Below are 25,091 nucleotides of genomic sequence, written 5' to 3'. Positions count from 1 at the left end.
ACAAATAAATTAATCTTCAACTTATCTTTTCTTGAATTTTTATTGCACATCAACAGCCCAAAAGGCACCGAGAGGTATAAAAATGCCTTAGGGCTGTCTTCATGCTCAGTGTGTCGGATATAAATCCCAGCTGTTCCGAACGGATCTATGTGTAATAATTTCCCACGCACAAATGAACTGTACGCGGGAAATAATCCCATGTCAATGTTTTTGTAAGATTGCTCTGATCAATTCATATGAGCAAGTAATCATCATATTGATCACAATTTTTTCTCAATCTTTGAAGCCTCGATTTTCCAGAGTCACTAGTTGCGCCGATTGACAAAACACACAACCCGGCGGCATTTCTGTTGGTGTAATTGAGGTATTTGAGAATATTTACTGGAATGGTAAATTAATAATCAAGATTATTATATAAGCAAGTTTAAGAGAATTCTGATTATGTTCCGTAACGGTCTTAGAACGAACGGTGGTTTATAGATTACGTTTGCGGCAAGCTTATCAAACTATGAATCGAATCAACTTATTCAGAACCTCACTTCTTTAAACGCTCGAATGACTTGATCCTAATAGACGCCATCATGGGTGAGTTGCCCTCAAATTCGCAAAAGCCTCATCAACTTGCAACTAGGATCGAGTATATTATGCTTTCTTAAATCATTAAAAGGATTGATAACTATGACTGAGGACATAATTTCGTGTGAGCAGCATGATTTCGTGGAAGTTGCTTGCATGTATCGCTATCGACTCAAACTCGTTTTAAAAAACAAACAGATGATCGAAGGCACAGCAATCGATATTGTTAATTCTTCAGAAAAACAGGAATATTTGGTTATCGACAGTGATTCAAGATTGCAAATCGAGTTAACACAGCTTGCGAAAATGGAAGTGTTGACACCCAACGCCAAATTTAGCGAAGTTATATTCGAGTAGAATATTGCCAAGAAAGCCTGTATTTCATTGTTTCCAGTGCTCCAGTTTATCGGAGCAGACCTTACCTGCCACTATGTCAACCTTCGCAGAACAATTAATTATCTGGCATGATCAACATGGCCGTCACCATTTACCGTGGCAAAAGAATCGTGACCCTTATGCAATCTGGCTGTCAGAAGTCATGTTACAACAAACCCAAGTCAATACGGTAATCCCGTATTATGTGCGATTCATGCAGGAATTCCCAACAATTAGTAGTCTCGCGCAGGCCCCGCTTGATGCGGTACTAAGTCTTTGGAGTGGCCTTGGTTATTATTCGCGCGCGCGCAATCTGCATGTAACAGCTCGCAAAGTGATGCATCACTATCAAGGACAATTTCCCTGCGCACGAGAAGCTATTCAGCACTTACCTGGAATTGGGCGCTCCACAGCAGCCGCGATAGCCGTTTTTGCCTTTGGACAGTGTGAAGCAATTTTGGATGGCAATGTCAAACGAATCTTTACACGTTATTTTGGAATTTCCGGTTTTCCTGGAGAAACCAAAACTCAAAATTTGCTATGGAAAAAGGCCGAAGAATCATTGCCAATCCACTATCATAATGGCAAGATTGAAACCTATACTCAAGCATTGATGGATTTAGGCACTGCCGTTTGTACTCGGCGTGCTCCACTATGTAAAGCTTGCCCGTTGCAATCAGAGTGTGTTGCGCTGAAAGAAAATCGTGTGGATCAGCTTCCCACCACCAAACCTCGCATGCCATTACCACAGAAGGAAGCCACCTTCCTGTTGTTGATGCATCAGCAGGATATACTGCTGGAACAAAGACCGGCTCCAGGCATCTGGGGAGAATTATGGTGTCCGCCTGAAATTGGAATCGGAATAGATGTTATAACTTATTGCCAACACAATTTAAATATTGAAGTGCGAGCATTGATTGAGTTGCCAATACTAGACCATCAATTCACACATTTCAAATTACGCATACACCCGCAACTACTACAAGTAATCTCTTCAAAATCACTGATTACACAACCCAGATTTATCTGGACCAAACCATCCGACGCACTTGCAAAAGGGATTCCGGCACCCGTCAGGAAATTGCTAAAACGAACTTTTTTGTCTGAACTTTCTCCGTACAAGATTTAAAATAGAACCTATGGAAGAACTATCAGAATGGAAAAAACAGCAGCGTAAGCAATTGATCTCGGCTCGCGAGAGCATTCCAGAGAAAACACATATGGAATGGAGCCAGGCAATTTCAGGTTTTCTTATACAAGAGTTGCCAAAACCGCAGAAAATGATTATTGGTATATATTGTCCATTTCGCGGTGAATACGATCCGAGACTCATTACTCAGTATTTAATCCAACACGGTGCCACACTTGCACTACCAGAAATCATCGCCAAGGATGAACCATTACGCTTCCGTGAATGGTTACCAGACACACCGATGAAAAGTGGTGCTTACGGTATCCCGATCCCGGTAGACACCAAGATTGCCCGGCTCGATGCGGTGATTATTCCAATGGTGGGATTTGATCAACAGGGTTATCGGTTAGGTTATGGCAGTGGTTTTTTTGACCGCACACTCGATAGCTACCAACGACAACCACTCAGTATTGGCGTCGCCTTTGAAATACAGCGATTAGATAATATTTACCCACAACCACATGATATTTCGATGCATTATGTAATTACAGAAGCAGGAATCTTTCAAACTAAGAGTTATTAACTACCCCTCGTCATTGCTCTTAAAAATGCTAATGGATAATCGTTGGAAGTAACAGAAGTTAGCTTCCAGCTCCCCAACGGGGAATCAGGGTATGTTTGACCTCCAGATGATCGAGAATTCTGGCAACAACAAAATCCACCATATCTTGTATCGTTTTCGGGTGATGATAAAAACCTGGATTGGCCGGAAGAATTACAGTGCCTGCACGTGCCAATTTGAGCATGTTTTCCAGATGAATCGTTGAAAACGGCATCTCCCTAGGAACAATAATGAGCGATCGGTTTTCCTTTAACGTGACATCGGCGGCACGCTCGATCAAGTTTTGACTCATACCTGCGGCTATTGCTGCCAAAGTTCCCATGGTACAAGGGCAAATCACCATTGCATCAGCAGGATTTGATCCCGAAGCAACGGGTGCAAACCATTCTTCACGTCCGAAAACACGCAATTGCCCTTCTTGAGCATGGAATTGGCGACCCAAAAAAGCTTGCGCTTCTTTAGCACTAGCAGGCAGTGTAAAATTCATTTCCTGTTGCACGACAATCTGCGCTACTTTTGAATACAGCAAATTGACCTGTTTACCACCTTGCAACAACATCTCGAGCAAGCGAATCCCATAAGGCATCCCAGATGCACCAGTCAGTGCCAAGGTAATTGTATGAGGCTTTTTCATCGAAATTTATGTTAAATCAGAAAATTACGCTCAAGGTTTAACTATAAACAACTAAAGACAAAGCCATTCTAACGCGGATCTTTATCTTCTATTTGATGATTCATTTCTCGCTCATGTCGTTCGATAAACTCTTTCGTGCCATCTATTCCACGTAGTTGCAAGACATAATTTCGCACCGCTGCTTCCACCAGAACTGCCAAATTACGACCTGCTGCGACAGGAATAATTACCTTAGGAATATCGACGCTCATAATGTTCTCAGTAAGATCACTAATCGGCAATCGCTCTAATAAACCGGAACCTGCTCCTCCACTATTTTGTAAATGTACAATCAGCTTCATATTTTTCCGGCGTCGCACTGCAGTTTCGCCGAAAATTGTACGGATATTTAGCATACCTAATCCACGCACTTCCAAATAATCCCTCAACATTGGAGGACAAAGACCTTCTAATGTTTCTGGAGCAATGCGTCGTAATTCGACAACATCATCCGCTACTAAACCATGGCCACGGCTAATCAACTCCAGAGCCAATTCACTTTTACCGACGCCACTCTCACCTGTTATCATCACTCCTACACCCAACACGTCTAAAAAGACACCATGCAAACTACAAGATGGCGCCAACACGCTGCTCAGGTAAGTGCGTATCAGCCAGATTACTTCCAGACCGGGATAAGGAGAATGGAGCAGCGGAATATTGAATGTGCTGGCCATATTGAAGATAGGTGCTGGTACTTCAGCATTGTCCGCAACAATAATGCAAGCCAAGTTACTCTGCTGAGTAAGTTGATTGATTTTTTTCTCCAGCGAAGCAGCTTCCAATTTTTTTAAATAATGAATTTCGTCGATGCTAATTACCTGAATCCAATCCGGATGAATAAAATTCAAATGACCAATCATACCCTGACCTGATTGCGCAATCTTCTCATCGCTCAATTCAATAGCACCGCCACTTTGTCCTGCAATCCAGGTAAGCTTAAGCTTATCTTTTTTATCGTCAAAGAGTTGAGCAATACTAATTCGCGACATCGGGCTTCCAATCAACTATTAGTTTATGAATCGCAGCAGCGTCTTTGCACTGCAAAAGACTTTCACGAAATGGTTTATCACTAAACATTTGTGCTAATTCACTTAAAATCTGCAAATGCTTGTCAGTCGCTTTTTCTGGAACCAGCAAAATACAAGCAATGTTAACCGGCTGGCCATCAGGTGCATCAAAGGGTATCCCTTCTTTCATTGTCACCAAAGCAGCCACCGCTTCACGCAATCCCTTTATACGCCCATGCGGAATAGCCACACCTTGCCCCAAGCCAGTTGAGCCAAGTTTTTCGCGCGCAAACAAACTATCAAAAACCTGGCTGCGAGCAATCTGATTCGTATTCTCAAACAATAATCCAGCTTGCTCAAAAACACGTTTCTTACTAGTAACATCTAAATCGACAATAACATTTGAAACGGGTAACAGTTGTGAAATTTGATTCATGAGAAATGAGGTTGCTTCATTCAAACGGCAGTACAAAATGCAATGTTTTGAACGTAATTAAATTGTGTTCATGGGAATACATTATTTTTCCTGAGAAAACTGGATGACTGATAAACTCGAATTATCCAAAGTCTTGATCTTTCAATGAGCCATGATTCCGGCGCTCAAGATTCTTTTCTTTATGCTTGAGTATCTGTCGATCCAATTTATCCACCAAACTATCGATTGATGCATACATATCCTCACTGTCAGCTTCGACAAAAATATCTTTACCGCGCACATGTACATTTGCTTCAGCTTTTTGTTTAAGCTTTTCTACTGATAGAATCACGCTAACATCAATCACATGATCAAAATGGCGTGTAACTTTACCGATTTTTGAGGTCACGTAATCTCGCATTGCATCAGTAATTTCTACATGGTTACCAGTAAGTTTAAGGTTCATATTTTTCCTTTATTCTAATTAAATTGATTTACGAAGATTGGCTGCAGGAATCTGTAATGATTCCCGGTACTTCGCAATGGTACGACGCGCAACAACGATACCTTGTTGTTCAAGAATAGTCGAAATTTTATTATCGCTGAGTGGTTTCCTTGAATTCTCTTCCTGTATTAATTGCTTGATTAATGCGCGAATAGCCGTAGCTGAACAAGCTCCTCCCGAATCGGTAGAAACATGACTACCAAAAAAATATTTAAGCTCAAAAATACCCCGCGGAGTATACATAAATTTTTGTGTCGTTACTCGGGATACTGTTGATTCATGAAGATTTAATGTTTCTGCAATCTCTCTTAACACAAGCGGACGCATCGCTACTTCTCCATGTTCAAAAAATTGCTGCTGACGCTCTACAATGACACCCGCAACTTTAAGGATAGTGCTTGAACGTTGCTGAATATTTTTAATCAGCCATTTCGCTTCATTTAATTGACTTATTAAACCACGTGAAGAATGATGTTCTTGTTTCAATATGTTAGCATATAGATGATTAATATTGAGACGTGGAATCGCACTCATATTAAGATTTGCCACCCAAACTCCATTTCTTTTTACAACTGTGATATCAGGAACAATGTAACGTTCACTCTGGGAATTAAACTGAATACCGGGCTTAGGGTTCAGATGAGTAATCAGTTTCTGGATAGCTTTTAAAGTTTGATCATCACATCCTAATAATTTTTTGACTTGCGCAAAATCGTGCGATGCTAGAACCTCCAAATACTCTTGTACAACTTTTATAGCTTGTATACGGTAGATAACTTCACCTGGCAATGCTTGTAATTGCAATACTAAGCACTCCTTTAGATTACGCGCTCCCACACCGGGCGGATCATATTGCTGCAAATACATGAGTGCGCTCTCCAAATCCTGCAAGTCAATCCCTAATTCTGCAGGTAGAAAATCCACCAGCTCACCTAAGTCCTGCAATAAATAACCATCGTCATCCAAGCTATCAATCAGCAGACCAATAATTTTTCTCTCACGTTCAGATACTTGACTTAAAGATGCCTGAAAATTCAAATGGTCACGTAAACTTAGTGGCTTATCAGGGATCTGCAGCGACTCACGATCATCATCTTCAAAGGTGTTATAAGTAGAAATATTCTCTTGTAACCATTCAGCATCATGTTCGGAATTTTCTTCCGATGGCGCCTCGCCTTCAGGTTCGGTTACTTCAATTGAAGCGCTGTCAGAATTCGCAGAACTGGAAGATTCTACAGATTCAAGTGAATTATGCACCTCAGATAAACTCCAGTCATCGCGCAGTTCCAATAATGGGTTCTCCTGCACAATCCTCTCGACTTCTTGATTCAGCTCAAGTGTTGACAACTGCAGCAGCCGTATGGATTGCTGCAACTGAGGAGTTAACTTCAGTTGCTGAGTCAGTTTGAGTTGGAGTGTTGGCTTCATGATCCTAAAAAAACAACTGTTACGAAGCGATGCAACTTCAATTCCGTCTTTTGCTTACAATCGGAAATGCTCTCCCAAATAAACTTCTCTGACCTTTTCATTATCTATAATTTCTTCCGATCGACCTTTTGCAAGCACATGACCTTCACTGATGATATACGCTCGATCACAAATCCCCAATGTTTCCCGGACATTATGATCAGTAATCAGCACGCCAATTTTTCGTTCCTTAAGAAAAGCAATCACTTTTTGTATATCTAGGACTGCAATTGGATCAACTCCTGCAAAAGGTTCATCTAACAAAATAAAACGAGGTTGCGATGCCAGAGCGCGGGCTATTTCAACTCGGCGGCGCTCACCTCCCGATAAACTAATAGCAGGATTATTACGCAAATGACTAATATGCAAATCGTGTAATAAGTCATCTAAATACCGCTGTTTTCTATCTTCATCCAGATTCTGCAATTCTAATACTGCAAGAATATTTTCTTCGACTGTCAAACGCCGAAAAATAGATGCTTCCTGTGGTAAATAACTTAATCCAAGCTTTGCTCGCTGATGGATCTGCAACAAACTTAAATCCTGACCATCCAAATAGATACCACCCCCATCAAGAGGCAATAGACCAACAATCATATAAAAACAAGTTGTTTTTCCGGCGCCATTGGGACCAAGCAAACCAATCACTTCACCGCTGCTCAGTGAAAAAGAGACATCCTCCACTACCGTACGCGACTTATACCGCTTTTTTAAATTATTAGCCTTTAACTCACTCATGCTATGCAATTACATCCGTTTTTAACTAGGTAGCCTTAAATTATTCAGGTTTGTTTTTTGGTTGAATTGTTATTCGTACCCGCTTATCAGGCCCCGTCTCAACTCCACGCTCTTTACTACTAATCACCTGAAAAAACTCACTATTCATATCATAAGAAATATAATCACCCAGCACTTCATCTTCACCACGTATTAGCCTCGCCTGACGGAATAATTCAATTTTTTCTGCTTTACTATCGTATTCAGCCCGCTCGCTCCAACCTTCAACATACTCATCCATTCGATCCCGCTTCTGACGAAAACTGACAAGATTCCCCGTAGCCGTTGCATGCCGGAATCCCTGCGAATCTTCTTTCATAATCACCTTGTCGGCATTAATGCGCAGAGTTCCCTGCGTGAAAATTACATTTCCGGTAAAAATACTGATCCGGCTGCCCTCTTTGCGATTCACATCTTCTACAGTCGCACGATCTGCCTCCAAATGAATGGGCTTCTCACGGTCAGCTCGCTCAGCCCAAACAGTCGGAATAAAGAATAAACCCCAAAAACCTACAATCATCAATAGCTTCATAATTTGATCAATTAGTTATTAACAGCGCTTACTTTCGACAAAAGATGTATCTTTCCAATACGATTGTTGAACTCTAAACCAGTCGCATGAATTATGGTATTCAATTTTGTAATGGTCACGACTTGATCTGTCTTTACTAAACTTTCATCTGGAATGAGGTGCAAAAAATCAGTATTCAGCGTTATCTTATCTTTGTCATCATCAGTGCCTCTGGTTGCGATTACATTGCCTGTTAAGTAAATATCTTCCCCTTTATTTTTTATCTCAGCTTGATCAGCATACAAGCGCATGAGAGGGTTCCCCTGATCAATATTAATAAAATTTGTCTGTTCCAACTGAGTGACTTGTTCATTCAAATAATGAAGCAGTTTTTGCGCTGAAAATTCACGTTGAATACCTTGTTCATGATCCACTTGAATGCCAGACAAATCTTCTACAATATAGTCTGGATTGAGGTACACATTATTATTTTTAATTTGTTCCGGCGGTCTGGTTAGCAAATCCAACCAGAATGTCAGAAAAATCAGAATAATGAAAAAAATTAGTGGTGAGCTAAAATATGGATGCTTGCTCATTCAGAATTACTCGCTCTTTGTTCCGCAAATTTGAATTTTCGGTTACCTTTATTATCAATAATGTACTTTTGTGAAGTATATCAGAACACTAATTTTCATTTAATGTATCGGCTTTAGCAACTTTCTCAGCAGAGGCTTTCTAATTTGATAGGTAAATCCATATACTAAATTAGAATACTGTACATTACTTATTAAATCTTTAGGAAGAATACAATAATGACAATGCCCCAAAAAATTTTTGAATTCGAGCAATATGATCAATTACAGGACGAAGCGTGCGCACAGCGCATTATCGCAGCCAAAAAAACTCTAGGGAAGCGTGCCGTTATACTGGCTCACCACTATCAACGTGCAGATGTATACCGACATGCGGATCTAACGGGCGATTCCTTGAAACTTTCTTTTCTGGCTGCTCAGACCGATGCTGATTATCTAGTTTTCTGCGGGGTACATTTTATGGCTGAAGTTGCGGATATACTCTCGAATCCAGAGCAAATCGCAATTTTACCCGATCTGGCAGCCGGCTGCTCTATGGCTGATATGGCCAACCTCTCAAATGTCGAGCGAGCATGGCGAGAAATTTCGGAAATTCTGAATCCTGACGAAACAATCACCCCCGTCACTTATATCAACTCTGCTGCCGATCTTAAAGCTTTCTGCGGCGAGCACAATGGTATTGTTTGCACATCCAGCAACGCCAATAAAGTACTGCAATGGTCTTTCAAACAACGCGAAAAGGTGCTGTTTTTTCCCGATCAACATCTTGGTCGCTGGAGTGGACACCAGCTAGGTATTCCACTAGAAGAAATGCCTGTGTGGAATTTTGATGAGCCCATGGGTGGATTAACACCAGAGCAAATTAAAAAAGCAAAGATACTTCTATGGAAAGGACATTGTTCCGTTCATCAGATGTTTCAACCACAACATATTATCCGTTTTCGCAATCAATACCCCGATGGTATTGTCATTTCGCATCCCGAATGCAATTATGAAGTTTGCAAAGCATCGGATTATGTCGGTTCAACCGAATATATTATTAAAACGATTGCTGCAGCAAAAAGCAGGACACGCTGGTTGGTTGGTACCGAATTGAATTTGGTCAGCCGTATTACAGAAGAATTCAAATCCCAGGGAAAAATTATTCAATTTATGTCGCCCATGGTATGCATGTGTTCGACCATGGCACGAATTGACCCACAACATTTGGCTTGGACATTGGAAAATTTGGTCAATGGCAATATCGTGAATCAAATTAAAGTACCGATTGAAGAAGCAAAGCAAGCAAGAGTAGCATTAGATAGAATGCTGAAGATTTCATAATCATGCTCGTCAATATCAGCAGTATAAATTGGCAGATCCGGTTGCCACATCCACAATGAAATTTATCCGTCAATGAAAAACATTCATTTTTCTGATGGCAACCTTGTCACCCTTTTGCACAACGGTGAGGAATACTTTCCGGAACTAGAAGCAGCAATAGAGAAGGCGCAATTTGAAATACATATTGAAACTTACATTCTGGAAAACGATGCCGTTGGCAGAAAAATTATAGCTGCTTTAAAACGCGCAGCACAACGTGGCTTATCTGTGCATCTGCTACTCGATGGATTTGGTTCACAAAACCTCTCCACTGCAGAAATAAACTCTATGCTGCAGGCCGGTATTCAAGTACTGATATTTCGTCAAGAATTTATATTCTCAATGCCACGCCGTTACCGTCTACGCCGGATGCACCGCAAATTGACCCTTATTGATGCTCAAATCGCTTATATCGGTGGAATTAATATCATTGACGATCAGGATAATCCCGAAAAACTGACGCCTCGTTTCGACTATGCCGTTGTTGTTCAAGGTCCACTATTGATTCAAATACATAAGGCTGTGAAACATTTATGGATGTTAGTCGCGTGGGCGCATTTTAAAAAACGTTGGGTCACTCCCAATCCTATAAAACCGACCAACAATTCTTGTGGAAATCAGAAAGCTGCATTTGTTATCCGCGATAACTGGCGTCACCGTCGTGACATCGAACATGCTTACCTGGAAGGTATAAATCAAGCACAAACCGAAATTATTATCGCCAACGCTTATTTTTTACCTGGAAGAAAATTCATTAATGCATTGAAAAATGCTGCTCAACGAGGTGTCAATGTAGAACTCTTATTGCAGGGTAGAATTGAATATCGCCTACAATACCATGCAACTCAGGCGTTATACGAGAATCTATTGCAAGCCGGTATAAAAATTTATGAATATAATCGCAGCTATCTACATGCCAAAGTCGCTGTTATTGATCAATATTGGGCAACGGTAGGTTCATCAAATATTGATCCTTTCAGCTTGCTTCTAGCGCGCGAAGCCAATGTATTCATTGCAGACCATCAGTTCGCCAGCGAGCTGAGAACAAGCCTGAAAACCGCCATTTCACAAGAGTCCTTCCCAGTCACATCGACAGACAAAGGCTTTTTCTCCTTGCGGAATTATGCAATGAATTGGTTATGTTTTTATATCGTACGCTTGCTGCAAGGTGTGCTAGGTTACGACTGGTATGACAATAAACTATAACTTATTAATCACGTTAAGTTTAATTTGAATTTAACACTCAGATCATGCAAATGGAACAGACAAAGTACACACGCATACAATCTGACTTATCGTCAGTTCAACTGAATCAAGTTATTACAGCCGCTCAAATTTTGTGCGCAGGTGGTACAGTAGCCTTTCCAACTGAGACCGTATACGGCCTTGGCGCAGATGTTACAAATCCAGCCGCTGTTGATAAGATCTACAAGATAAAACAACGCCCTGCTGATCATCCACTGATCGTTCATATTGGCAATATTTCCCATATGCACTATTGGGCTCAAGCCATACCAGAGTCTGCATGGAAATTAGCCAATCATTTTTGGCCCGGACCTTTAACATTAATTCTCCCGCGCAATCATCGCATTCCTGATAATGTTACCGGTGGGCAGGCTACCGTTGGGCTCCGATTCCCAGCACATCCCGTTGCATCGGCTTTACTAAGTGCATTAGGACCAGAAAAAGCATTGGCTGCACCCTCGGCCAACCGTTTTGGTCGCATTAGTCCAACCTCGGCTGCGCATGTCTATCAGGAATTAGGTAACACTATTGATATGATCCTCGATGGTGGAGCCTGTGAAGTAGGGTTAGAAAGCACCATCGTCAGCTTCCACGACAAAACACCCCAAATACTGCGTCCAGGCAGTATTACGTTATCAGCGATTGAGGCAGTATTAAACAACCCCGTCATTCTTGCACACAATATCAATCAATCAATTCGAACATCTGGATCATTACCGGCACATTATGCGCCGACGACACCCTTAAGATTATATTCAAATATACAAATTTGGCCACATGCTTTGGCATTGGCTAAAGAAAATTTGCGCGTTCTAGTCATCACTTGGTCAAATACTCATAAACCCAAATTCTCAGATCAGTTTATCGAACAATTCTCCATGCCTGCAGACCCAGTCGCTTATGGTAAACAACTCTATGCTAAATTACGCCAGTTTGATCAGGCAGAATTTGATTATATGCTGATAGAATCACCTCCCGATCATCCCAACTGGTTAGCCATAGCGGATCGCCTGCAACGTGCCAGTTATCATTCACCTAACAACAACTGAAATTAACTAACAAAAATGATAAATCAAAAGAAATTGCAAGCTGTACTATTTGATGTTGATGGCACACTCGCCGATACCGAGCAAGATGGTCATCGCGTTGCTTTTAATGCTGCATTCCAACAATTTAATCTCGATTGGAATTGGGACATTGATCTTTATGGCAGGCTACTAGAAGTTACTGGCGGAAAAGAACGAATTCGTTATTACATGGAAAATTTTATTCCTACTGAACTCAATAGAGACGACCTGACGAATTGGATTGCCGCCCTGCACAAAGCCAAAACCAAATACTTTGAATCACAGATGGAAACCGGCAACATCCCATTGCGTCCCGGTGTTGCACGGTTAATTCAAGAATTGCGACAGGAAAAAATAAAACTTGCGATCGCAACCACAACAACGATGGAAAACGTCACTTCTCTACTTAAATCCACATTAGGTGCAGAATCAATTGGTTGGTTTGACGTCATTGGCGCCGGTGACATTGTTCCATTGAAAAAACCGGCGCCCGATATTTATCATTGGGTTCTTAATCAACTTGATTTACCTGCCCAGCAATGTATCGCAATAGAAGACTCAGAAAATGGCCTGAAATCAGCACGCGCCGCACAAATACAGACTCTGATCACAGTTAGCGGTTACACTAATCAACAAAGCTTTGATGGCGCAGTTGCAGTTCTGTCTGATCTTGGCGAACCCGCGAAATCATTCACTCACATACAAGGCGCAACAATTACCAAGGGATGGATAGATTATGAAATACTCAATAGCTTAATTGATTAGTGATTGAGATTTAGGCTATTTATTATTGATGGTGAATTCAATCTTTTCAGACTATACAAAAGTCTTGCTTATCTCAAACGATGCTATAACTAAAAACCGATTGTTATGTTATAAGTTGCCATGGGATTATGCTATAGGCATATGGACATTATTAATTGACATGGAGGTGGTATTATGGAATCCAGACAACCAAAAATCATTATCGCAGTTATGTGTGTATTATCGCTTTTCTTCAGCTCCTCAGCGATCTCTGCATCAAATTCTAGTCACCACCATACAACTGAAGCTATAAAACATGCAGAAACTGCACACATACATGGCAAAGCGGGGCACGTCAAGACCTTACTAGAATATGCACAGGAAAGCCTCACTCATGCAAAAGCTGCAGAAAATGAGCTAGCAGTATCACATCAACGCATAACGGAATCTATCAAACATCTGGAAAAAGCCATCGCCCGCGCTAAACAAGATGATTCTGAGGCAGCAACCAAACACACCCTACAAGCTCTAGAATATATGCGCCCCCCTGCTTCAGAGTGAGGCGGTATTAGTTATGATGGCTGTTCTACCATTTACTAATTTAGCTTTAGCGTTCCATCAGTTAGGATTGATTGGGTAAATATTCCAATGGATCAACTGGTTTACCATGTTTACGTATCTCAAAGTGCAACTGGGTCATATCTGTATCAGTATTTCCCATCTCTGCAATTTTTTGCCCTCCTGCCACAGCATCCCCTTCTTTAACCAGTAACCTGCTGTTATGCGCATAAGCACTGAGAAATATATTGTTATGTTTGATAATGATCAGATTTCCATAACCACGAAGACCATGCCCACTGTAGACCACCTCACCTGCAGCCGAAGCCAATATTGGCTGTCCTGCCTGACCTGATATCTTTACACCCTTGGAATTCTTAGAAAAAAATGATAGTAATTTTCCTGTTGTAGGCCAGATCCATTCAGCGACAGAATGACTAGCCAGCATATCTGATCTTGGCGATTCCGGTTGGGGAGCAGTTTCAATTTTAGTATTTGCTGTCGCAGCAGGGGAAGCTGTGAAAGACTGCGATGCGGATGGCAAGTTATTATTTGCTGGATATTGTAATCGAGCCACATTTTGTTCTGAGAAAGGCAACTTAAGAGCTTTTGGACTCGTTTTTAGCTTATTAATATTTGCCGCGGAAGTTGCGAAATCAGAAGAATCTATGCCCGGTTCAATTGCTGTAGCTATCGGTTGCTGAGGTAAAGCAAACAATATAGGCTGTGAATCACTTATCGGCGTAGACAAGCTAATTTTTTGCCCTAGTTTGATGGAGCTTGGATCAGTAATTCCATTCCACTCCGCTAATTTTTTGTAATCAACATTGTTTTTAAGTGCAATTCCATATAGGGTATCTCCTTGCTGCACGATATAAAATTGACCATCCAGGTTATTGGATTCAACCAACCTAGCTGACCCAGCAGAATCGGCTTTCACACGATCGACGACTGGCACAGGCGGTTGTGTTGTGCTACATCCCAACAGAAAAAGATAGGTAGCGAGTAGCAAATAAAAATTACATGTGCATGATCTTAGTTTTCTTCCAATAAAAATAAATAACTTAACGATACAATTACAGCTATCAGTATTGGTCAGTTTAATCATTACAACATTTGTCATTTTATGTTCCCTGAACTACTATTTTTTTATAACCCCCCCCAACAAGGGGACAAAATTCACCTCTTCCAGTACAGTCTCATTATAACCTTGAGAATTGCGCTCGATAACACACAAATTCTGCTTCTGAGTCCCTTTCGGAAAAATCATTCTGCCACCAACAACTATTTGTTCTAATAATAAAGTAGGAACATGTGTGGTTACAGCTGTCATGATAATACCATCAAATGGCCCCGCTTCTGCAAGTCCAAGTAAACCATCTGCATGTTTTAAATAAACATTCCTAATTTGCAATTCTTGCAATCGAATTCTTGTGCGCGTTAATAATGGTCCAATGCGCTCTACCGAATAAACTTTCTGTGCAATCTTTGCTAATACAGCAGTTTGATATCCACAACCAGTACCAATTTCCAACACTTTTTCTAAATTTGGATTTACACGCAATAATTCGCTCATACGTGCAACAATCCATGGACTCGAAATGGTTTGTCCATAATTTATGGGTAAAGCAACATCTTCGTAAGCTCTGCTTGCAAGAGCTTCTTCAACAAATATATGACGAGGAATTGTACCCATCGCTGATAAAATCACTTCATCAGCGATCCCTTGTGCACGTAGACGCTCAATCATACGCATACGTGTACGCTGAGAGGTCATACCAATCCCAGAATGACGCACATTCACCAATTAGTACCCACAAAAATTCATATCACTTAAACATAGTAGGTACTTAATCTAGCCACCTTGCTATGAGATCCAATTGATCATATCGGGTTAAATCAATCTGCAGCGGAGTCACTGAAACCCGGTCATTTTGAGTTGCATAAAAATCTGTACCTCTACCCGCATCCTGTGCCGGGCCAGCAGCTCCGACCCAATACATAACTTCACCACGAGGGCTTTGTGATTTGATCACTGGCTCAGCCTTATGGCGTCGTCCCAGTCGAGTAACTTCAACACCTTTGAGTTGCTGATACTCAATATCCGGCACATTAATATTTAACAAGACCGGGCTCTGAATTTCATTTTCTCTGAAGCGATTCACCATATCAGCTGCAACACGCGCAGCTGTCAAGTAGTTTCCATTAGATGAATTAACCAAAGAAACAGCAAATGAAGGAATTCCTAGCAAGAAACCTTCCGTAGCAGCAGCAACAGTACCTGAATAAATCGTATCGTCACCCATATTGGCGCCTTGGTTAATGCCGGAAATAATCATATCAGGCATTACATCAAGCATACCTGTAACTGCCAGATGAACACAATCCGTTGGTGTTCCATTGACATAATAAAAACCATTATGAGATTTTTGCAAAGTGAGTGGACGATCTAGTGTTAAAGAATTACTAGATCCACTTCGATCTCTTTCAGGGGCGACTACTATAATTTCTGCCATTTTCGAGAGAAAATCAGCAAGGCAAGCAAGGCCCGGCGCAAAATAGCCATCATCATTACTGAGCAATATGCGCATTTTATAAGTTACTGATTATCAATATATAGCAAAAGGAATATTCCTGCACATTAAACCTTGCGTCAATCATATTTACAGGCATACTCAATCGAATGGTCGGGGCGAGAGGATTCGAACCTCCGACCACTTGCACCCCATGCAAGTACGCTACCAGGCTGCGCTACGCCCCGAATGTATAATTATAGCAAACAAAATACTCAAACTTTTGAAGCTATCACTAAAATACTACATTAAGAAAGCAACTGTGACCTAATGCTTTTAATTTCACATCGAACATAACTCAAATCCATCGTTGAAGAAAGAAAATTAATATTGTCTCCATCAGATGCATTTGATTTTGCAGTCGTGTATTCTAATTGATTCCGCGCTCCGTTGATTGTGAAACCCTGTTCGTACAACAGTTCTCTAATACGCCGTATTAATAAAACCTCCTGGTGTTGGTAATAACGACGATTCCCACGACGCTTGACCGGTCTTAATTGTGAAAATTCCTGCTCCCAATAGCGCAACACATGCGGCTTAACATCACAAAGCACGCCAACTTCCCCAATAGTAAAATAACGTTTAGCAGGAATTGGCGGCAATGTATTATTTGCTTTTTTGTTTTCCATGATAATTTTTTTCGACCAAGGCTTTTAACTTCTGACTAGCATGAAATGTCACTACACGACGTGCAGTAATCGGAATTTCTTCACCTGTTTTTGGGTTTCTGCCTGGACGTTGTGGCTTTGAGCGCAACTGAAAATTGCCAAAACCAGACAACTTAACACCCTCACCATTTTGTAAAGCAGTACGCACTTCCTCATAAAAAGACTCAACCATGTCTTTTGCTTCACGTTTATTTAGTCCGACATTCTCAAATAATAGATCCGCTAATTCAGCTTTTGTTAACGCCATGCTTTACTCCTTTTAGTTATAATTTTTTGTAAATATCCTCAACATATGAGGCTATTCATTAATTAGTAGCGCTCTTAGCAAATACAGATTAATAATCTATCAAGACCATTAATCTGCGAAGTACACTCAAGTATGAATCTTAACAAGCATCAATTACGCAATTCGGCACCAAACTTATTTTTCAATATTTTTATTAAGCTAGTTACTGCAAATTCCACCTGCTCATCTGTCAATGTTTTCTCAGTATCTTGCAACAACACACGGAATGCAAGACTTTTTTTGTTACTTTCCATACCTTTACCACGATAAATATCAAATAACGATATATCCGATATAATCTGCGATTTCACTGCCTGCATACAGGACAGTAATGAGTGTGCACTAATATCATTATCGACAATAATTGCAATATCTCGCCTTACGGGCGGAAATTTAGAAATTTCCTTAACAAGCGGAAGAAGTTTCGGTTTCAGGCTGTCTAAATCAAGCTCAAACAATATTGTACTTTTTTGTAAACCGTATTTCTTTTGCCAGCATGGATGCAATTCACCAATCCATCCAACAATCTTGCCCTCAAAGCAAATCTCCGCCGATTTCCCGGGATGTAATGCCGGGTGAAGAAATTTCTCAAAGCTAATCGGCTTATCTCGGCACAAAACTTCCACATCTGCTTTAATATCATAAAAATCAATGTCTCTTGCTGGTGCTCCCCATTGCTCAGATAAAAAATCCCCGTGACTAAGCCCAGAAACCTTTTCTATTTGTTTACAATCACTTTCGTTTTCACGTATAAAACAACAACCGATTTCAAACAAGCGCACCCTAACTTGCTTACGATTCAAATTAAACTGCAGGTTAGAAATTAGACCGCCTATTAGCGTACTACGCATCACACTCATCTGACTTGCAATCGGATTCAGCAACGCAATTGGCTTATGATTATCCACGAAATCAGCTTCCCAATCAGCGTCTACAAAAGCATAATTAATAACTTCCTGATAATCACGATCTATTAATGTTTTTTTAATGTCTATCGTGGAATATTGTGTTTCTGATGCTGGTAACATCGGCATACTGGCATGCGGATAATGAGTTGGAATATGATCGTAACCATAAATGCGCGCCAATTCTTCAACAAAATCTTCTTCTATCGTTAGATCAAAGCGATATGTTGGTGACATTACACTAAAACACTCATCTTCTTCAGAGAACTTAAATCCTAGTCGCTTAAAATAATTAGCTATTTGCTCTTTATTGATGTCGATACCTAGTATCCGTTTTATTCGTTCAATACGCACATCTACTGAAGATCGCTGAGGTAATTCATGTTTCATTTCAATTACCGTACCTGCCTGACCTCCACAAATGTTATGAATCAGGTATGAAGCACGTTCAAGTGCGCCTCTTGTTGCAGCAAAATCTACCCCGCGTTCAAAACGATAAGCCGAATCTGAACTAAAACCCAGATGGAATGACTTGCCGCTAATTACATCAGGACTAAAAAATGCGCTTTCTAAGAAAATATCGGTTGTGCCATGCGTCACACCACTCTCCAAGCCACCCATGATACCGGCCAATGCAAGCGGTTTATTCTCGTCCGTTATTAGAAGCATCTCTGGAGTCAACTCTACTTGATTACCGTTCAGCAATTGAATTTTTTCCTGTGGCAATGCAAAGCGTACCTGGATAGACCCAGCTATCTTAGCCAGATTAAAGGCATGCAAGGGTTGACCTGTTTCCAACATCACATAGTTGGTAATATCAACTACAGAATTAATAGACCGTAACCCGCTACGTTCTAGTCTCTGCGCCACCCACAATGGCGTTGCCACATCGAGATTGATATTTCGCAGTATCCGACCACAGTATAGCGGGCAAGCATCTGGGGCAGTCACGTGTACATTCAATGTATCATCAATTTCATTAGAAACAAATTCTAGTGCACGCGGATGTAAGGCAGTATCTGTTATAGCTGAAACCTCACGTGCTATACCTTGTACACTTAAACAATCAGCTCGATTAGGAGTCAAACTCAATGTAAAAACACCATCCTCAAGCTCATAATAGCTACGAAAATCAGCACCTACCGGCGCATCATTGGGAAGCAATAACAATCCATCCGAAACTTCACTAATACCTAATTCTTTCGCCGAACATAACATTCCAGCAGAGTCTATACCTCGTAACCTCGTTTTTTTGATTACAAAACCTGGCAAGATTGCTCCGACCAGTGCGCAAGGCACTTTTACCCCTGCTCTTACATTGGATGCACCACAAACAATCTGCAATAAATCATTATCTAATTTTCCCGTCTTAACATTACAAACTGATAGTCGATCTGCCGCAGGATGCTTCTCAACTGAAAGAACTTCCGCAACAACCACATTCTTGAATGCTGATGCTACTGGCTCAACGCTTTCAACTTCAATGCCAGCCATCGTTAGCGCATGCGCAAGCTCGTCACTAGAACAGAGAGGATTAACAAAACTTCGCAACCAGATTTCAGAAAATTTCATGGGAATTTACAGCTAATACAGTAAGTGTGTACATTTTTCGGATTTAATTAAACTGTCTAAGAAAGCGCAAATCATTCTCAAAAAATAATCTCAAGTCATTAACACCATACCTGAGCATTGTCAAACGCTCCACGCCTAAACCAAAGGCGAATCCGATATATTGCTCGCTATCAATCACAACATGCTTTAATACGTTGGGATGAACCATTCCACATCCGAGCACTTCCAACCAACCTGTATGACTACAAATTCGACAACCCTCTCCATGACACATTACACAACCAATATCCATCTCAGCAGAAGGTTCAGTAAATGGAAAAAATGATGGCCTGAATCTTACCGGCAAATCATCACGTTCAAAAAATTGTGCCATAAAATTAGCCAGAATACCTTTTAAAGCAGAAAAATTGGCATTCTCATCAATCCATAAGCCTTCTACTTGATGAAACATTGGTGTATGCGTTACATCAGAATCACATCGATAAACCCGGCCTGGAGCAATCACTTTTATTGGCGGCTTATTGTTCTGCATATAGCGAATTTGAACCGGTGATGTGTGTGTTCGTAGCAAATCACCATTATCGATATAAAATGTATCATGCATAGCGCGAGCTGGATGATTTTCTGGAATGTTTAAGGCTGTAAAATTATAAAAATCTGTTTCTATTTCAGGCCCTGAAACCACATTGAAGCCAATTGAATGGAATAGTGCCTCGATACGCTGCAAAGTCTGTGTTATGGGGTGCAGTCCACCAGCACCATTGCCTCTACCTGGCAAAGTGACATCTAATGCTTCTTCCGTCAATTTTGTTTCTAGCTCTTTGGCTTGAATTGCGCTCCGTCGATTTCTAAGCGTTGCCTCTAGTTGAATCTTTGCTTCATTGATTTGACTGCCTATGATAGGGCGCTCTTCAACCGGAAGCTTTCCTAACCCTTTAAGTAGTTGAGTAAGAATACCACTCTTACCGAGATAACGCGCTTTAACATTTTCCAGTTCTGTAGCATCTTCGATCCTGTTCATCAAACTTTCTGCTTCAGAGATAATTTCTTTCAGATTTTCCATGCCCATTCAGCGTTGAGAATTAAGAATTACTTCTCACCTCATTATTATTTTCATAAGAAAAAGGGAGGCTCAGGTTTTACCCGACCTCCCATCAGCATTTTATCGCTATTAATTATGTCGCTAAACTAGCTTTGGCTTGTTCTACGATTTTCTCAAAAGCACTCTTATCAAATACAGCCAAATCAGCCAATACTTTTCTATCCACTTCGACACTAGCTTTTTTGAGACCATTCATAAATACACTATACGACAAACCACACTCACGAGCGGCTGCATTAATCCGCGCAATCCATAAAGCTCTAAATTGTCTTTTACGTTGACGGCGATCACGATATGCATACTGACCAGCCTTCATAACAGCTTGCTTTGCTATACGATAGACATTCTTTCTACGTCCTCGATAGCCTTTTGCTAAATCTAATATTTTTTTGTGCCGCGCATGAGCGGTTACACCACGTTTTACTCTAGGCATGTTTACTCCTGTTATGCGTAAGGCATCATAGTGCGGATAGCGGCTTCATTGGTAAAATGAACTTCCGTTATACCTCGTAATTGACGTTTATTTTTTGTTGTTTTTTTTGTTAATATATGGCGTTTGAAAGCTTGCGAGCGCTTAATACTTCCACTCGCTCTAAACCTGAAGCGCTTCGCAGCTCCACTCTTGGTTTTCATCTTGGGCATAAAATACTCCTCATTTAACATGAAACCAGGTGTTTTCATGATAGAAAAACTTTACAGACCTGATAATCACTTATTTCCACATTTAATTACAAGAAATTACTCAAGCTCAATACTACCTACGTTGATGTCAGCGAGTCTTCCTCTGCTACTTTTGGTCTATCTGCCTTCGTATCTTTTCTTTTAGGAGATAGTACCATAACCATCTGTCGCCCTTCCATTTTAGGAAACTGCTCCACTATCGCAAAGGACTCTAAATCATCTTTCACACGCTCGAGTAAGCGCATACCAAACTCTTGATGCGCCATTTCACGTCCACGAAAACGCAACGTTACCTTTACCTTGTCACCTTCATTCAAGAAATTTATTAGATTCCTTAACTTAATATTATAGTCACCTTCATCCGTATTTGGCCTAAACTTAATTTCTTTAATTTGGACTTGCTTCTGTTTTAATTTCGCATCGTGCTTTTTCTTGCTTTCTTGATATCGAAACTTACCATAATCCATCAATCGACAAACTGGTGGTTGCGCCGTTGGAGCAATCTCAACCAAATCGACTCCCGCTTCCTCCGCTAAGGCGTTTGCATCTGCAAGCAAAACAATACCAATTTGCTCTCCATTTACGCCAATCAAACGTACTTCTGGCACATCAATTTCTTCATTGATGCGCACTGATTTATCCTGAACTATGGCAAATTCTCCAAAATTAGTTAAATAAAAGAATCACACTCTTGACGAACGCTCTTCATTAAACCGCACGAGGAAGTCTGGCAATGTCATTTGGCCAAGATTCTCACCCGCCCGATTACGAACCGCGATTTTATTTGCTCGTACTTCTTCATCTCCAACAATAATTTGATACGGAAGTTTCTGCAAGCTATGCTCGCGAATTTTATAGGTTATCTTCTCATTTCTCAAGTCTAAACTCGCTCTGACGCCATTATCCCTTAACTGAGCAGTCACTTCCTGCGCATAATCAATCTGTGTACGAGAGATATTTAATACAACGACTTGTTCAGGCGACAACCACAAAGGTAATGCGCCCGCATAATTTTCTATCAATATCCCGATAAACCTTTCCATTGAACCAAGTATAGCTCTATGCAGCATGACCGGTACTTGGCGTGAATTGTCTTCAGCTACATATTCCGCACCCAAGCGATCAGGCATTGAAAAATCTAATTGCAATGTGCCACATTGCCACACACGGCCAATACAATCTTTGAGTGAGAATTCAATTTTTGGGCCATAAAACGCACCTTCGCCTGGTTGTCGCTCCCATTCCAACTTAACCTCATTGAGTGCGGCTTCCAGCGCAGCTTCTGATTTATCCCACTGTGCCTCTGATCCGACGCGCTTTTGCGGACGAGTTGAAAGCTTTATCAAAATTTCTCGAAAACCGAAATCTGTATAAACAACTTTCAACAAATCGATAAATCCCACAACTTCTTCTTGAATCTGATCTTCAGTACAAAAAATATGCGCATCGTCTTGCGTAAAAGCACGCACTCGCATAATTCCATGCAATGCTCCTGATGCTTCATTACGATGACACGAACCAAATTCAGCGAATCGGATCGGCAATTCGCGATAACTTCGCAAACCTTGGTTAAATATTTGCACATGACCAGGACAATTCATCGGCTTAATGGCAAAATCGCGCTCATCTGAATGAGTCGTGAACATATTCTCACGAAAATTCTCCCAATGTCCTGAGCGCACCCACAAATCTTTATCCAGAATTTGAGGTGTTCGTATTTCGTGATAACCATTTTGATTCAGAATATCTCTCATATACTGTTCTATTTGCTGCCATAGCGCCCATCCTTTTGGATGCCAAAACACCATACCTGGCGCTTCATCTTGCGTATGAAACAAATTCAATTGCTTACCAATTTTCCGGTGATCTCTTTTCTCAGCCTCTTCTAATCGATGCAAATAATTTTTCTGATCATCCTTGTTAGTCCACGCAGTTCCATAGATACGTTGCAGCATTTCATTGTTTGAATCACCACGCCAATAAGCGCCTGCAACTTTCATCAATTTAAAAACTTTTATTTTTGAAGTAGCAGGCACATGCGGGCCGCGACAAAGATCAGTAAAATCACCTTGAGAATAGAGCGACAAATCTTCATCACCCGGTATTGATTCAATTATTTGCGCTTTGTAGTGTTCACCTTGTTGCTTAAAGAAATCGATTGCTTTAACTCTCTCCAGTATTTTTCGTTCTATTCTTAAATCTCGTTTACTGATTTCAGTCATCCGCTTCTCAATCGCGGCTAGATCCTCAGGAGTAAATGACCGTTTATAAGAAAAATCATAATAAAACCCTTCATCAATTACTGGCCCAATAGTCACCTGCGCTTCCGGAAACAATTCTTTTACCGCATGCGCTAACAAATGTGCGCAAGAATGTCTAATAACTTCTAACCCTTCACTATCCTTTTCTGTAATAATCGCCAAATCGCTATCACCTTCAATTTGGCAGCCTAAATCAACCAGTTTCCCATTGATCTTTCCAGCGATAGCTGCACGTGCAAGGCCTGGCCCAATAATCATAGCAACATCCATCACACTAACGGGATGATCAAAAATACGCTCAGATCCATCCGGCAAACGAACAACAGTCACAAATATTCCTTCAAGTAAATCATATTTAACAAAAATGATATGTCACAAATTATCCCATAACACAGAAAAATTCTATTCGAGCTTAGGGCTATTTCTCAAGTGATGTTTTATACCAGTTATTCATTTTTTGCAAACCATTTAGAATCTTCGGCGCAAAACCAATAGCTACTGCATCAACCAAACAATACCAAGCTGCAACCCCACTAGGGGGGTTCCCTTGGGTCCAATTGAAAACTGGTTCAATAGACGCCCATTTCCAAGTTCCTGCTGCCGTTCCAATTATCTCAAGCCATGTGCAAATAAAAAAGGCACCCAGATAAACCATTGGTGACCGCCCTTTGAATAAGCAAATAACAAAAATGCAAAATAAAAAGGCGCCTACTTGATCGCCTTGCTCCGGTATCCCGCTAATACCCCAGAGCGACCATAATCCACCCGACACAATAACAAAAATTGCCAATTCTTTTGCATACATCAAAAAAAATCTTGAGCGAGAAAGGGCCACTGCAGTCAAATAAACCATTCCATGTCCAGGCGGAACATACAGTGGTACATTTCCAAATCGATAGGTATAGCCTTCCATGTAAATGGAAGCAAAATGTTCACCTGCAGTCGCAAATGCTACCGCTACTACAACCTGCATGCGCACTTCTTTATTCTCACCAATTAGTAACCCAAACAAAAAAATCCAAGCTACAACTCCCATCATGTTCTGAGTTTCATAACTTGCACTACCATCGATTACTAAACTTACAGCTACACAAAAAAAAGTAAATCCGGCAATAAAGTAATCTCTATTTCTATGTGGATAAACGACATCCGGCCTTGAAAAATGATTCAACATGCAAAACCTCAATGAATAAAAAGCCCGCCATAGGCGGGCCATTCAAACAATGTCCATTATATCAATATCTAATAAAATATATTATAGAACATTCTTCTCTAAAAAGATGAATTATTCATCCTCGTCATCATCATCACTACCATTATCTTCGCCTTCTTCTTCCTCATCGTCCTCATCATCTTCATCATCGTCGTAATCGTCGTCGTCATCCTCCGGCTTTAACACCATCTTGCCCGC

28 protein-coding genes and 1 tRNA gene are annotated in these 25,091 nt (G+C 40.8%); 8 read left to right on the top strand and 21 right to left on the bottom strand.

The window, feature by feature from the left end:
- Nucleotides 1–678: 678 nt before the first annotated feature.
- From Q0C11_RS08400 to Q0C11_RS08390, 3 genes are all read left to right on the top strand, one after another.
- Nucleotides 679–933 carry a Rho-binding antiterminator gene (locus Q0C11_RS08400; protein ID WP_293007105.1) on the top strand — a complete coding sequence of 85 codons (255 nt, stop codon included), beginning with the start codon at nt 679–681 and terminating at the stop codon, nt 931–933.
- Nucleotides 934–1,006: 73 nt separating this feature from the next.
- Nucleotides 1,007–2,080 (top strand): A/G-specific adenine glycosylase, encoded by a 1,074-nt coding sequence (gene mutY, locus Q0C11_RS08395; protein WP_293007104.1) that lies wholly within the window; start codon nt 1,007–1,009, stop codon nt 2,078–2,080.
- 10 nt (nt 2,081–2,090) lie between these two features.
- Nucleotides 2,091–2,666, top strand: a complete 576-nt coding sequence (locus Q0C11_RS08390; protein WP_293007103.1) for a 5-formyltetrahydrofolate cyclo-ligase — start codon at nt 2,091–2,093, stop codon at nt 2,664–2,666.
- A 58-nt stretch (nt 2,667–2,724) separates the two neighbouring features.
- Here Q0C11_RS08390 and Q0C11_RS08385 read toward each other — a convergent pair whose 3' ends face one another.
- The 8 genes from Q0C11_RS08385 to lptC form a co-directional block, all read right to left on the bottom strand.
- Complete coding sequence (locus tag Q0C11_RS08385) at nt 2,725–3,339, bottom strand: flavin prenyltransferase UbiX (protein WP_293007102.1); 615 nt, start codon at nt 3,337–3,339, stop codon at nt 2,725–2,727.
- Nucleotides 3,340–3,407: 68 nt separating this feature from the next.
- Nucleotides 3,408–4,370: an HPr(Ser) kinase/phosphatase gene (gene hprK, locus Q0C11_RS08380; RefSeq protein WP_293007101.1), complete on the bottom strand. Its 963-nt coding sequence runs from the start codon at nt 4,368–4,370 to the stop codon at nt 3,408–3,410.
- Nucleotides 4,357–4,824: a PTS sugar transporter subunit IIA gene (locus tag Q0C11_RS08375; protein WP_293007100.1), complete on the bottom strand. Its 468-nt coding sequence runs from the start codon at nt 4,822–4,824 to the stop codon at nt 4,357–4,359. The genes hprK and Q0C11_RS08375 overlap by 14 nt, the downstream gene beginning before the upstream one ends.
- 121 nt (nt 4,825–4,945) lie before the next feature.
- Entirely contained in the window at nt 4,946–5,269 is a 324-nt protein-coding gene (gene raiA / locus Q0C11_RS08370; protein WP_293007099.1) for a ribosome-associated translation inhibitor RaiA, read from the bottom strand.
- A gap of 18 nt (nt 5,270–5,287) precedes the next feature.
- A complete protein-coding gene (locus tag Q0C11_RS08365; protein ID WP_293007098.1) occupies nt 5,288–6,736 on the bottom strand; it encodes an RNA polymerase factor sigma-54 in 1,449 nt (482 codons plus the stop codon).
- 54 nt (nt 6,737–6,790) lie between these two features.
- Nucleotides 6,791–7,513 (bottom strand): LPS export ABC transporter ATP-binding protein, encoded by a 723-nt coding sequence (lptB, locus tag Q0C11_RS08360; protein ID WP_293007097.1) that lies wholly within the window; start codon nt 7,511–7,513, stop codon nt 6,791–6,793.
- 40 nt (nt 7,514–7,553) lie between these two features.
- A complete protein-coding gene (gene lptA / locus Q0C11_RS08355; protein WP_293007096.1) occupies nt 7,554–8,084 on the bottom strand; it encodes a lipopolysaccharide transport periplasmic protein LptA in 531 nt (176 codons plus the stop codon).
- Nucleotides 8,085–8,095: 11 nt separating this feature from the next.
- The gene (gene lptC / locus Q0C11_RS08350) at nt 8,096–8,659 is read right to left on the bottom strand and encodes an LPS export ABC transporter periplasmic protein LptC (RefSeq protein ID WP_293007095.1); all 564 of its coding nucleotides are present in this window, start codon (nt 8,657–8,659) and stop codon (nt 8,096–8,098) included.
- 222 nt (nt 8,660–8,881) lie between these two features.
- Between lptC and nadA the strand changes: the two genes are divergently transcribed.
- The 5 genes from nadA to smbP all read left to right on the top strand — a co-directional run bounded on the left by nadA (nt 8,882) and on the right by smbP (nt 13,635).
- A complete protein-coding gene (gene nadA / locus Q0C11_RS08345) occupies nt 8,882–9,979 on the top strand; it encodes a quinolinate synthase NadA (RefSeq protein ID WP_293007112.1) in 1,098 nt (365 codons plus the stop codon).
- Nucleotides 9,980–10,051: 72 nt separating this feature from the next.
- Entirely contained in the window at nt 10,052–11,224 is a 1,173-nt protein-coding gene (gene clsB / locus Q0C11_RS08340; protein WP_293007094.1) for a cardiolipin synthase ClsB, read from the top strand.
- A 50-nt stretch (nt 11,225–11,274) separates the two neighbouring features.
- Entirely contained in the window at nt 11,275–12,312 is a 1,038-nt protein-coding gene (locus Q0C11_RS08335) for an L-threonylcarbamoyladenylate synthase (protein ID WP_293007093.1), read from the top strand.
- Nucleotides 12,313–12,327: 15 nt separating this feature from the next.
- Nucleotides 12,328–13,095: an HAD family hydrolase gene (locus Q0C11_RS08330; protein WP_293007092.1), complete on the top strand. Its 768-nt coding sequence runs from the start codon at nt 12,328–12,330 to the stop codon at nt 13,093–13,095.
- 174 nt (nt 13,096–13,269) lie between these two features.
- Nucleotides 13,270–13,635 (top strand): small metal-binding protein SmbP, encoded by a 366-nt coding sequence (smbP, locus tag Q0C11_RS08325; RefSeq protein WP_293007091.1) that lies wholly within the window; start codon nt 13,270–13,272, stop codon nt 13,633–13,635.
- 61 nt (nt 13,636–13,696) lie between these two features.
- On the opposite strand, the gene Q0C11_RS08320 is transcribed toward smbP, so the two are convergent.
- The 13 genes from Q0C11_RS08320 to Q0C11_RS08260 all read right to left on the bottom strand — a co-directional run bounded on the left by Q0C11_RS08320 (nt 13,697) and on the right by Q0C11_RS08260 (nt 24,854).
- Complete coding sequence (locus tag Q0C11_RS08320) at nt 13,697–14,503, bottom strand: peptidoglycan DD-metalloendopeptidase family protein (RefSeq protein WP_293007090.1); 807 nt, start codon at nt 14,501–14,503, stop codon at nt 13,697–13,699.
- A gap of 270 nt (nt 14,504–14,773) precedes the next feature.
- Entirely contained in the window at nt 14,774–15,436 is a 663-nt protein-coding gene (locus tag Q0C11_RS08315; RefSeq protein WP_293007089.1) for a protein-L-isoaspartate(D-aspartate) O-methyltransferase, read from the bottom strand.
- 46 nt (nt 15,437–15,482) lie between these two features.
- Complete coding sequence (gene surE, locus Q0C11_RS08310; protein ID WP_293007088.1) at nt 15,483–16,223, bottom strand: 5'/3'-nucleotidase SurE; 741 nt, start codon at nt 16,221–16,223, stop codon at nt 15,483–15,485.
- Between the two features lie 93 nt (nt 16,224–16,316).
- Nucleotides 16,317–16,393: transfer RNA gene (locus Q0C11_RS08305), tRNA-Pro, on the bottom strand.
- Between the two features lie 60 nt (nt 16,394–16,453).
- The gene (locus Q0C11_RS08300) at nt 16,454–16,834 is read right to left on the bottom strand and encodes a MerR family transcriptional regulator (protein WP_293007087.1); all 381 of its coding nucleotides are present in this window, start codon (nt 16,832–16,834) and stop codon (nt 16,454–16,456) included.
- A complete protein-coding gene (locus Q0C11_RS08295) occupies nt 16,812–17,120 on the bottom strand; it encodes an integration host factor subunit alpha (protein ID WP_106706811.1) in 309 nt (102 codons plus the stop codon). Before Q0C11_RS08295 ends, Q0C11_RS08300 begins: the two co-directional genes overlap by 23 nt.
- Nucleotides 17,121–17,269: 149 nt before the next feature.
- Nucleotides 17,270–19,636, bottom strand: coding sequence for a phenylalanine--tRNA ligase subunit beta (gene pheT, locus Q0C11_RS08290; protein ID WP_293007086.1), 2,367 nt, complete (start codon nt 19,634–19,636; stop codon nt 17,270–17,272).
- A gap of 43 nt (nt 19,637–19,679) precedes the next feature.
- Nucleotides 19,680–20,699, bottom strand: a complete 1,020-nt coding sequence (gene pheS, locus Q0C11_RS08285) for a phenylalanine--tRNA ligase subunit alpha (RefSeq protein ID WP_293007085.1) — start codon at nt 20,697–20,699, stop codon at nt 19,680–19,682.
- Between the two features lie 112 nt (nt 20,700–20,811).
- Entirely contained in the window at nt 20,812–21,171 is a 360-nt protein-coding gene (rplT, locus tag Q0C11_RS08280; RefSeq protein WP_293007084.1) for a 50S ribosomal protein L20, read from the bottom strand.
- An 11-nt stretch (nt 21,172–21,182) separates the two neighbouring features.
- Complete coding sequence (gene rpmI / locus Q0C11_RS08275) at nt 21,183–21,380, bottom strand: 50S ribosomal protein L35 (RefSeq protein ID WP_293007083.1); 198 nt, start codon at nt 21,378–21,380, stop codon at nt 21,183–21,185.
- Between the two features lie 116 nt (nt 21,381–21,496).
- Nucleotides 21,497–22,051, bottom strand: a complete 555-nt coding sequence (gene infC, locus Q0C11_RS08270; protein ID WP_293007082.1) for a translation initiation factor IF-3 — start codon at nt 22,049–22,051, stop codon at nt 21,497–21,499.
- Nucleotides 22,052–22,102: 51 nt separating this feature from the next.
- Nucleotides 22,103–24,010, bottom strand: coding sequence for a threonine--tRNA ligase (gene thrS / locus Q0C11_RS08265; protein WP_293007081.1), 1,908 nt, complete (start codon nt 24,008–24,010; stop codon nt 22,103–22,105).
- Between the two features lie 88 nt (nt 24,011–24,098).
- Nucleotides 24,099–24,854 carry a hypothetical protein gene (locus Q0C11_RS08260; protein ID WP_293007080.1) on the bottom strand — a complete coding sequence of 252 codons (756 nt, stop codon included), beginning with the start codon at nt 24,852–24,854 and terminating at the stop codon, nt 24,099–24,101.
- Between the last annotated feature and the right edge of the window lie 237 nt (nt 24,855–25,091).

It is taken from the genome of Nitrosomonas sp., assembly GCF_022842015.1.
In the GTDB taxonomy this organism is placed as follows: domain Bacteria; phylum Pseudomonadota; class Gammaproteobacteria; order Burkholderiales; family Nitrosomonadaceae; genus Nitrosomonas.
The sequence above is the reverse complement of the archived record's forward strand: the minus strand, read 5'-3'. Positions and strand labels throughout refer to the sequence as shown.

Bases quoted from the DNA above. Each gene is read 5' to 3' on its own strand.
- Q0C11_RS08400 (WP_293007105.1), top strand. From the start codon at position 679: ATGACTGAGGACATAATTTCGTGTGAGCAGCATGATTTCGTGGAAGTT.
- mutY (WP_293007104.1), top strand. From the start codon at position 1,007: ATGTCAACCTTCGCAGAACAATTAATTATCTGGCATGATCAACATGGC.
- Q0C11_RS08390 (WP_293007103.1), top strand. From the start codon at position 2,091: ATGGAAGAACTATCAGAATGGAAAAAACAGCAGCGTAAGCAATTGATC.
- Q0C11_RS08385 (WP_293007102.1), bottom strand. From the start codon at position 3,339: ATGAAAAAGCCTCATACAATTACCTTGGCACTGACTGGTGCATCTGGG.
- hprK (WP_293007101.1), bottom strand. From the start codon at position 4,370: ATGTCGCGAATTAGTATTGCTCAACTCTTTGACGATAAAAAAGATAAG.
- Q0C11_RS08375 (WP_293007100.1), bottom strand. From the start codon at position 4,824: ATGAATCAAATTTCACAACTGTTACCCGTTTCAAATGTTATTGTCGAT.
- raiA (WP_293007099.1), bottom strand. From the start codon at position 5,269: ATGAACCTTAAACTTACTGGTAACCATGTAGAAATTACTGATGCAATG.
- Q0C11_RS08365 (WP_293007098.1), bottom strand. From the start codon at position 6,736: ATGAAGCCAACACTCCAACTCAAACTGACTCAGCAACTGAAGTTAACT.
- lptB (WP_293007097.1), bottom strand. From the start codon at position 7,513: ATGAGTGAGTTAAAGGCTAATAATTTAAAAAAGCGGTATAAGTCGCGT.
- lptA (WP_293007096.1), bottom strand. From the start codon at position 8,084: ATGAAGCTATTGATGATTGTAGGTTTTTGGGGTTTATTCTTTATTCCG.
- lptC (WP_293007095.1), bottom strand. From the start codon at position 8,659: ATGAGCAAGCATCCATATTTTAGCTCACCACTAATTTTTTTCATTATT.
- nadA (WP_293007112.1), top strand. From the start codon at position 8,882: ATGCCCCAAAAAATTTTTGAATTCGAGCAATATGATCAATTACAGGAC.
- clsB (WP_293007094.1), top strand. From the start codon at position 10,052: ATGAAAAACATTCATTTTTCTGATGGCAACCTTGTCACCCTTTTGCAC.
- Q0C11_RS08335 (WP_293007093.1), top strand. From the start codon at position 11,275: ATGGAACAGACAAAGTACACACGCATACAATCTGACTTATCGTCAGTT.
- Q0C11_RS08330 (WP_293007092.1), top strand. From the start codon at position 12,328: ATGATAAATCAAAAGAAATTGCAAGCTGTACTATTTGATGTTGATGGC.
- smbP (WP_293007091.1), top strand. From the start codon at position 13,270: ATGGAATCCAGACAACCAAAAATCATTATCGCAGTTATGTGTGTATTA.
- surE (WP_293007088.1), bottom strand. From the start codon at position 16,223: ATGCGCATATTGCTCAGTAATGATGATGGCTATTTTGCGCCGGGCCTT.
- Q0C11_RS08300 (WP_293007087.1), bottom strand. From the start codon at position 16,834: ATGGAAAACAAAAAAGCAAATAATACATTGCCGCCAATTCCTGCTAAA.
- Q0C11_RS08295 (WP_106706811.1), bottom strand. From the start codon at position 17,120: ATGGCGTTAACAAAAGCTGAATTAGCGGATCTATTATTTGAGAATGTC.
- pheT (WP_293007086.1), bottom strand. From the start codon at position 19,636: ATGAAATTTTCTGAAATCTGGTTGCGAAGTTTTGTTAATCCTCTCTGT.
- pheS (WP_293007085.1), bottom strand. From the start codon at position 20,699: ATGGAAAATCTGAAAGAAATTATCTCTGAAGCAGAAAGTTTGATGAAC.
- rplT (WP_293007084.1), bottom strand. From the start codon at position 21,171: ATGCCTAGAGTAAAACGTGGTGTAACCGCTCATGCGCGGCACAAAAAA.
- rpmI (WP_293007083.1), bottom strand. From the start codon at position 21,380: ATGCCCAAGATGAAAACCAAGAGTGGAGCTGCGAAGCGCTTCAGGTTT.
- Q0C11_RS08260 (WP_293007080.1), bottom strand. From the start codon at position 24,854: ATGTTGAATCATTTTTCAAGGCCGGATGTCGTTTATCCACATAGAAAT.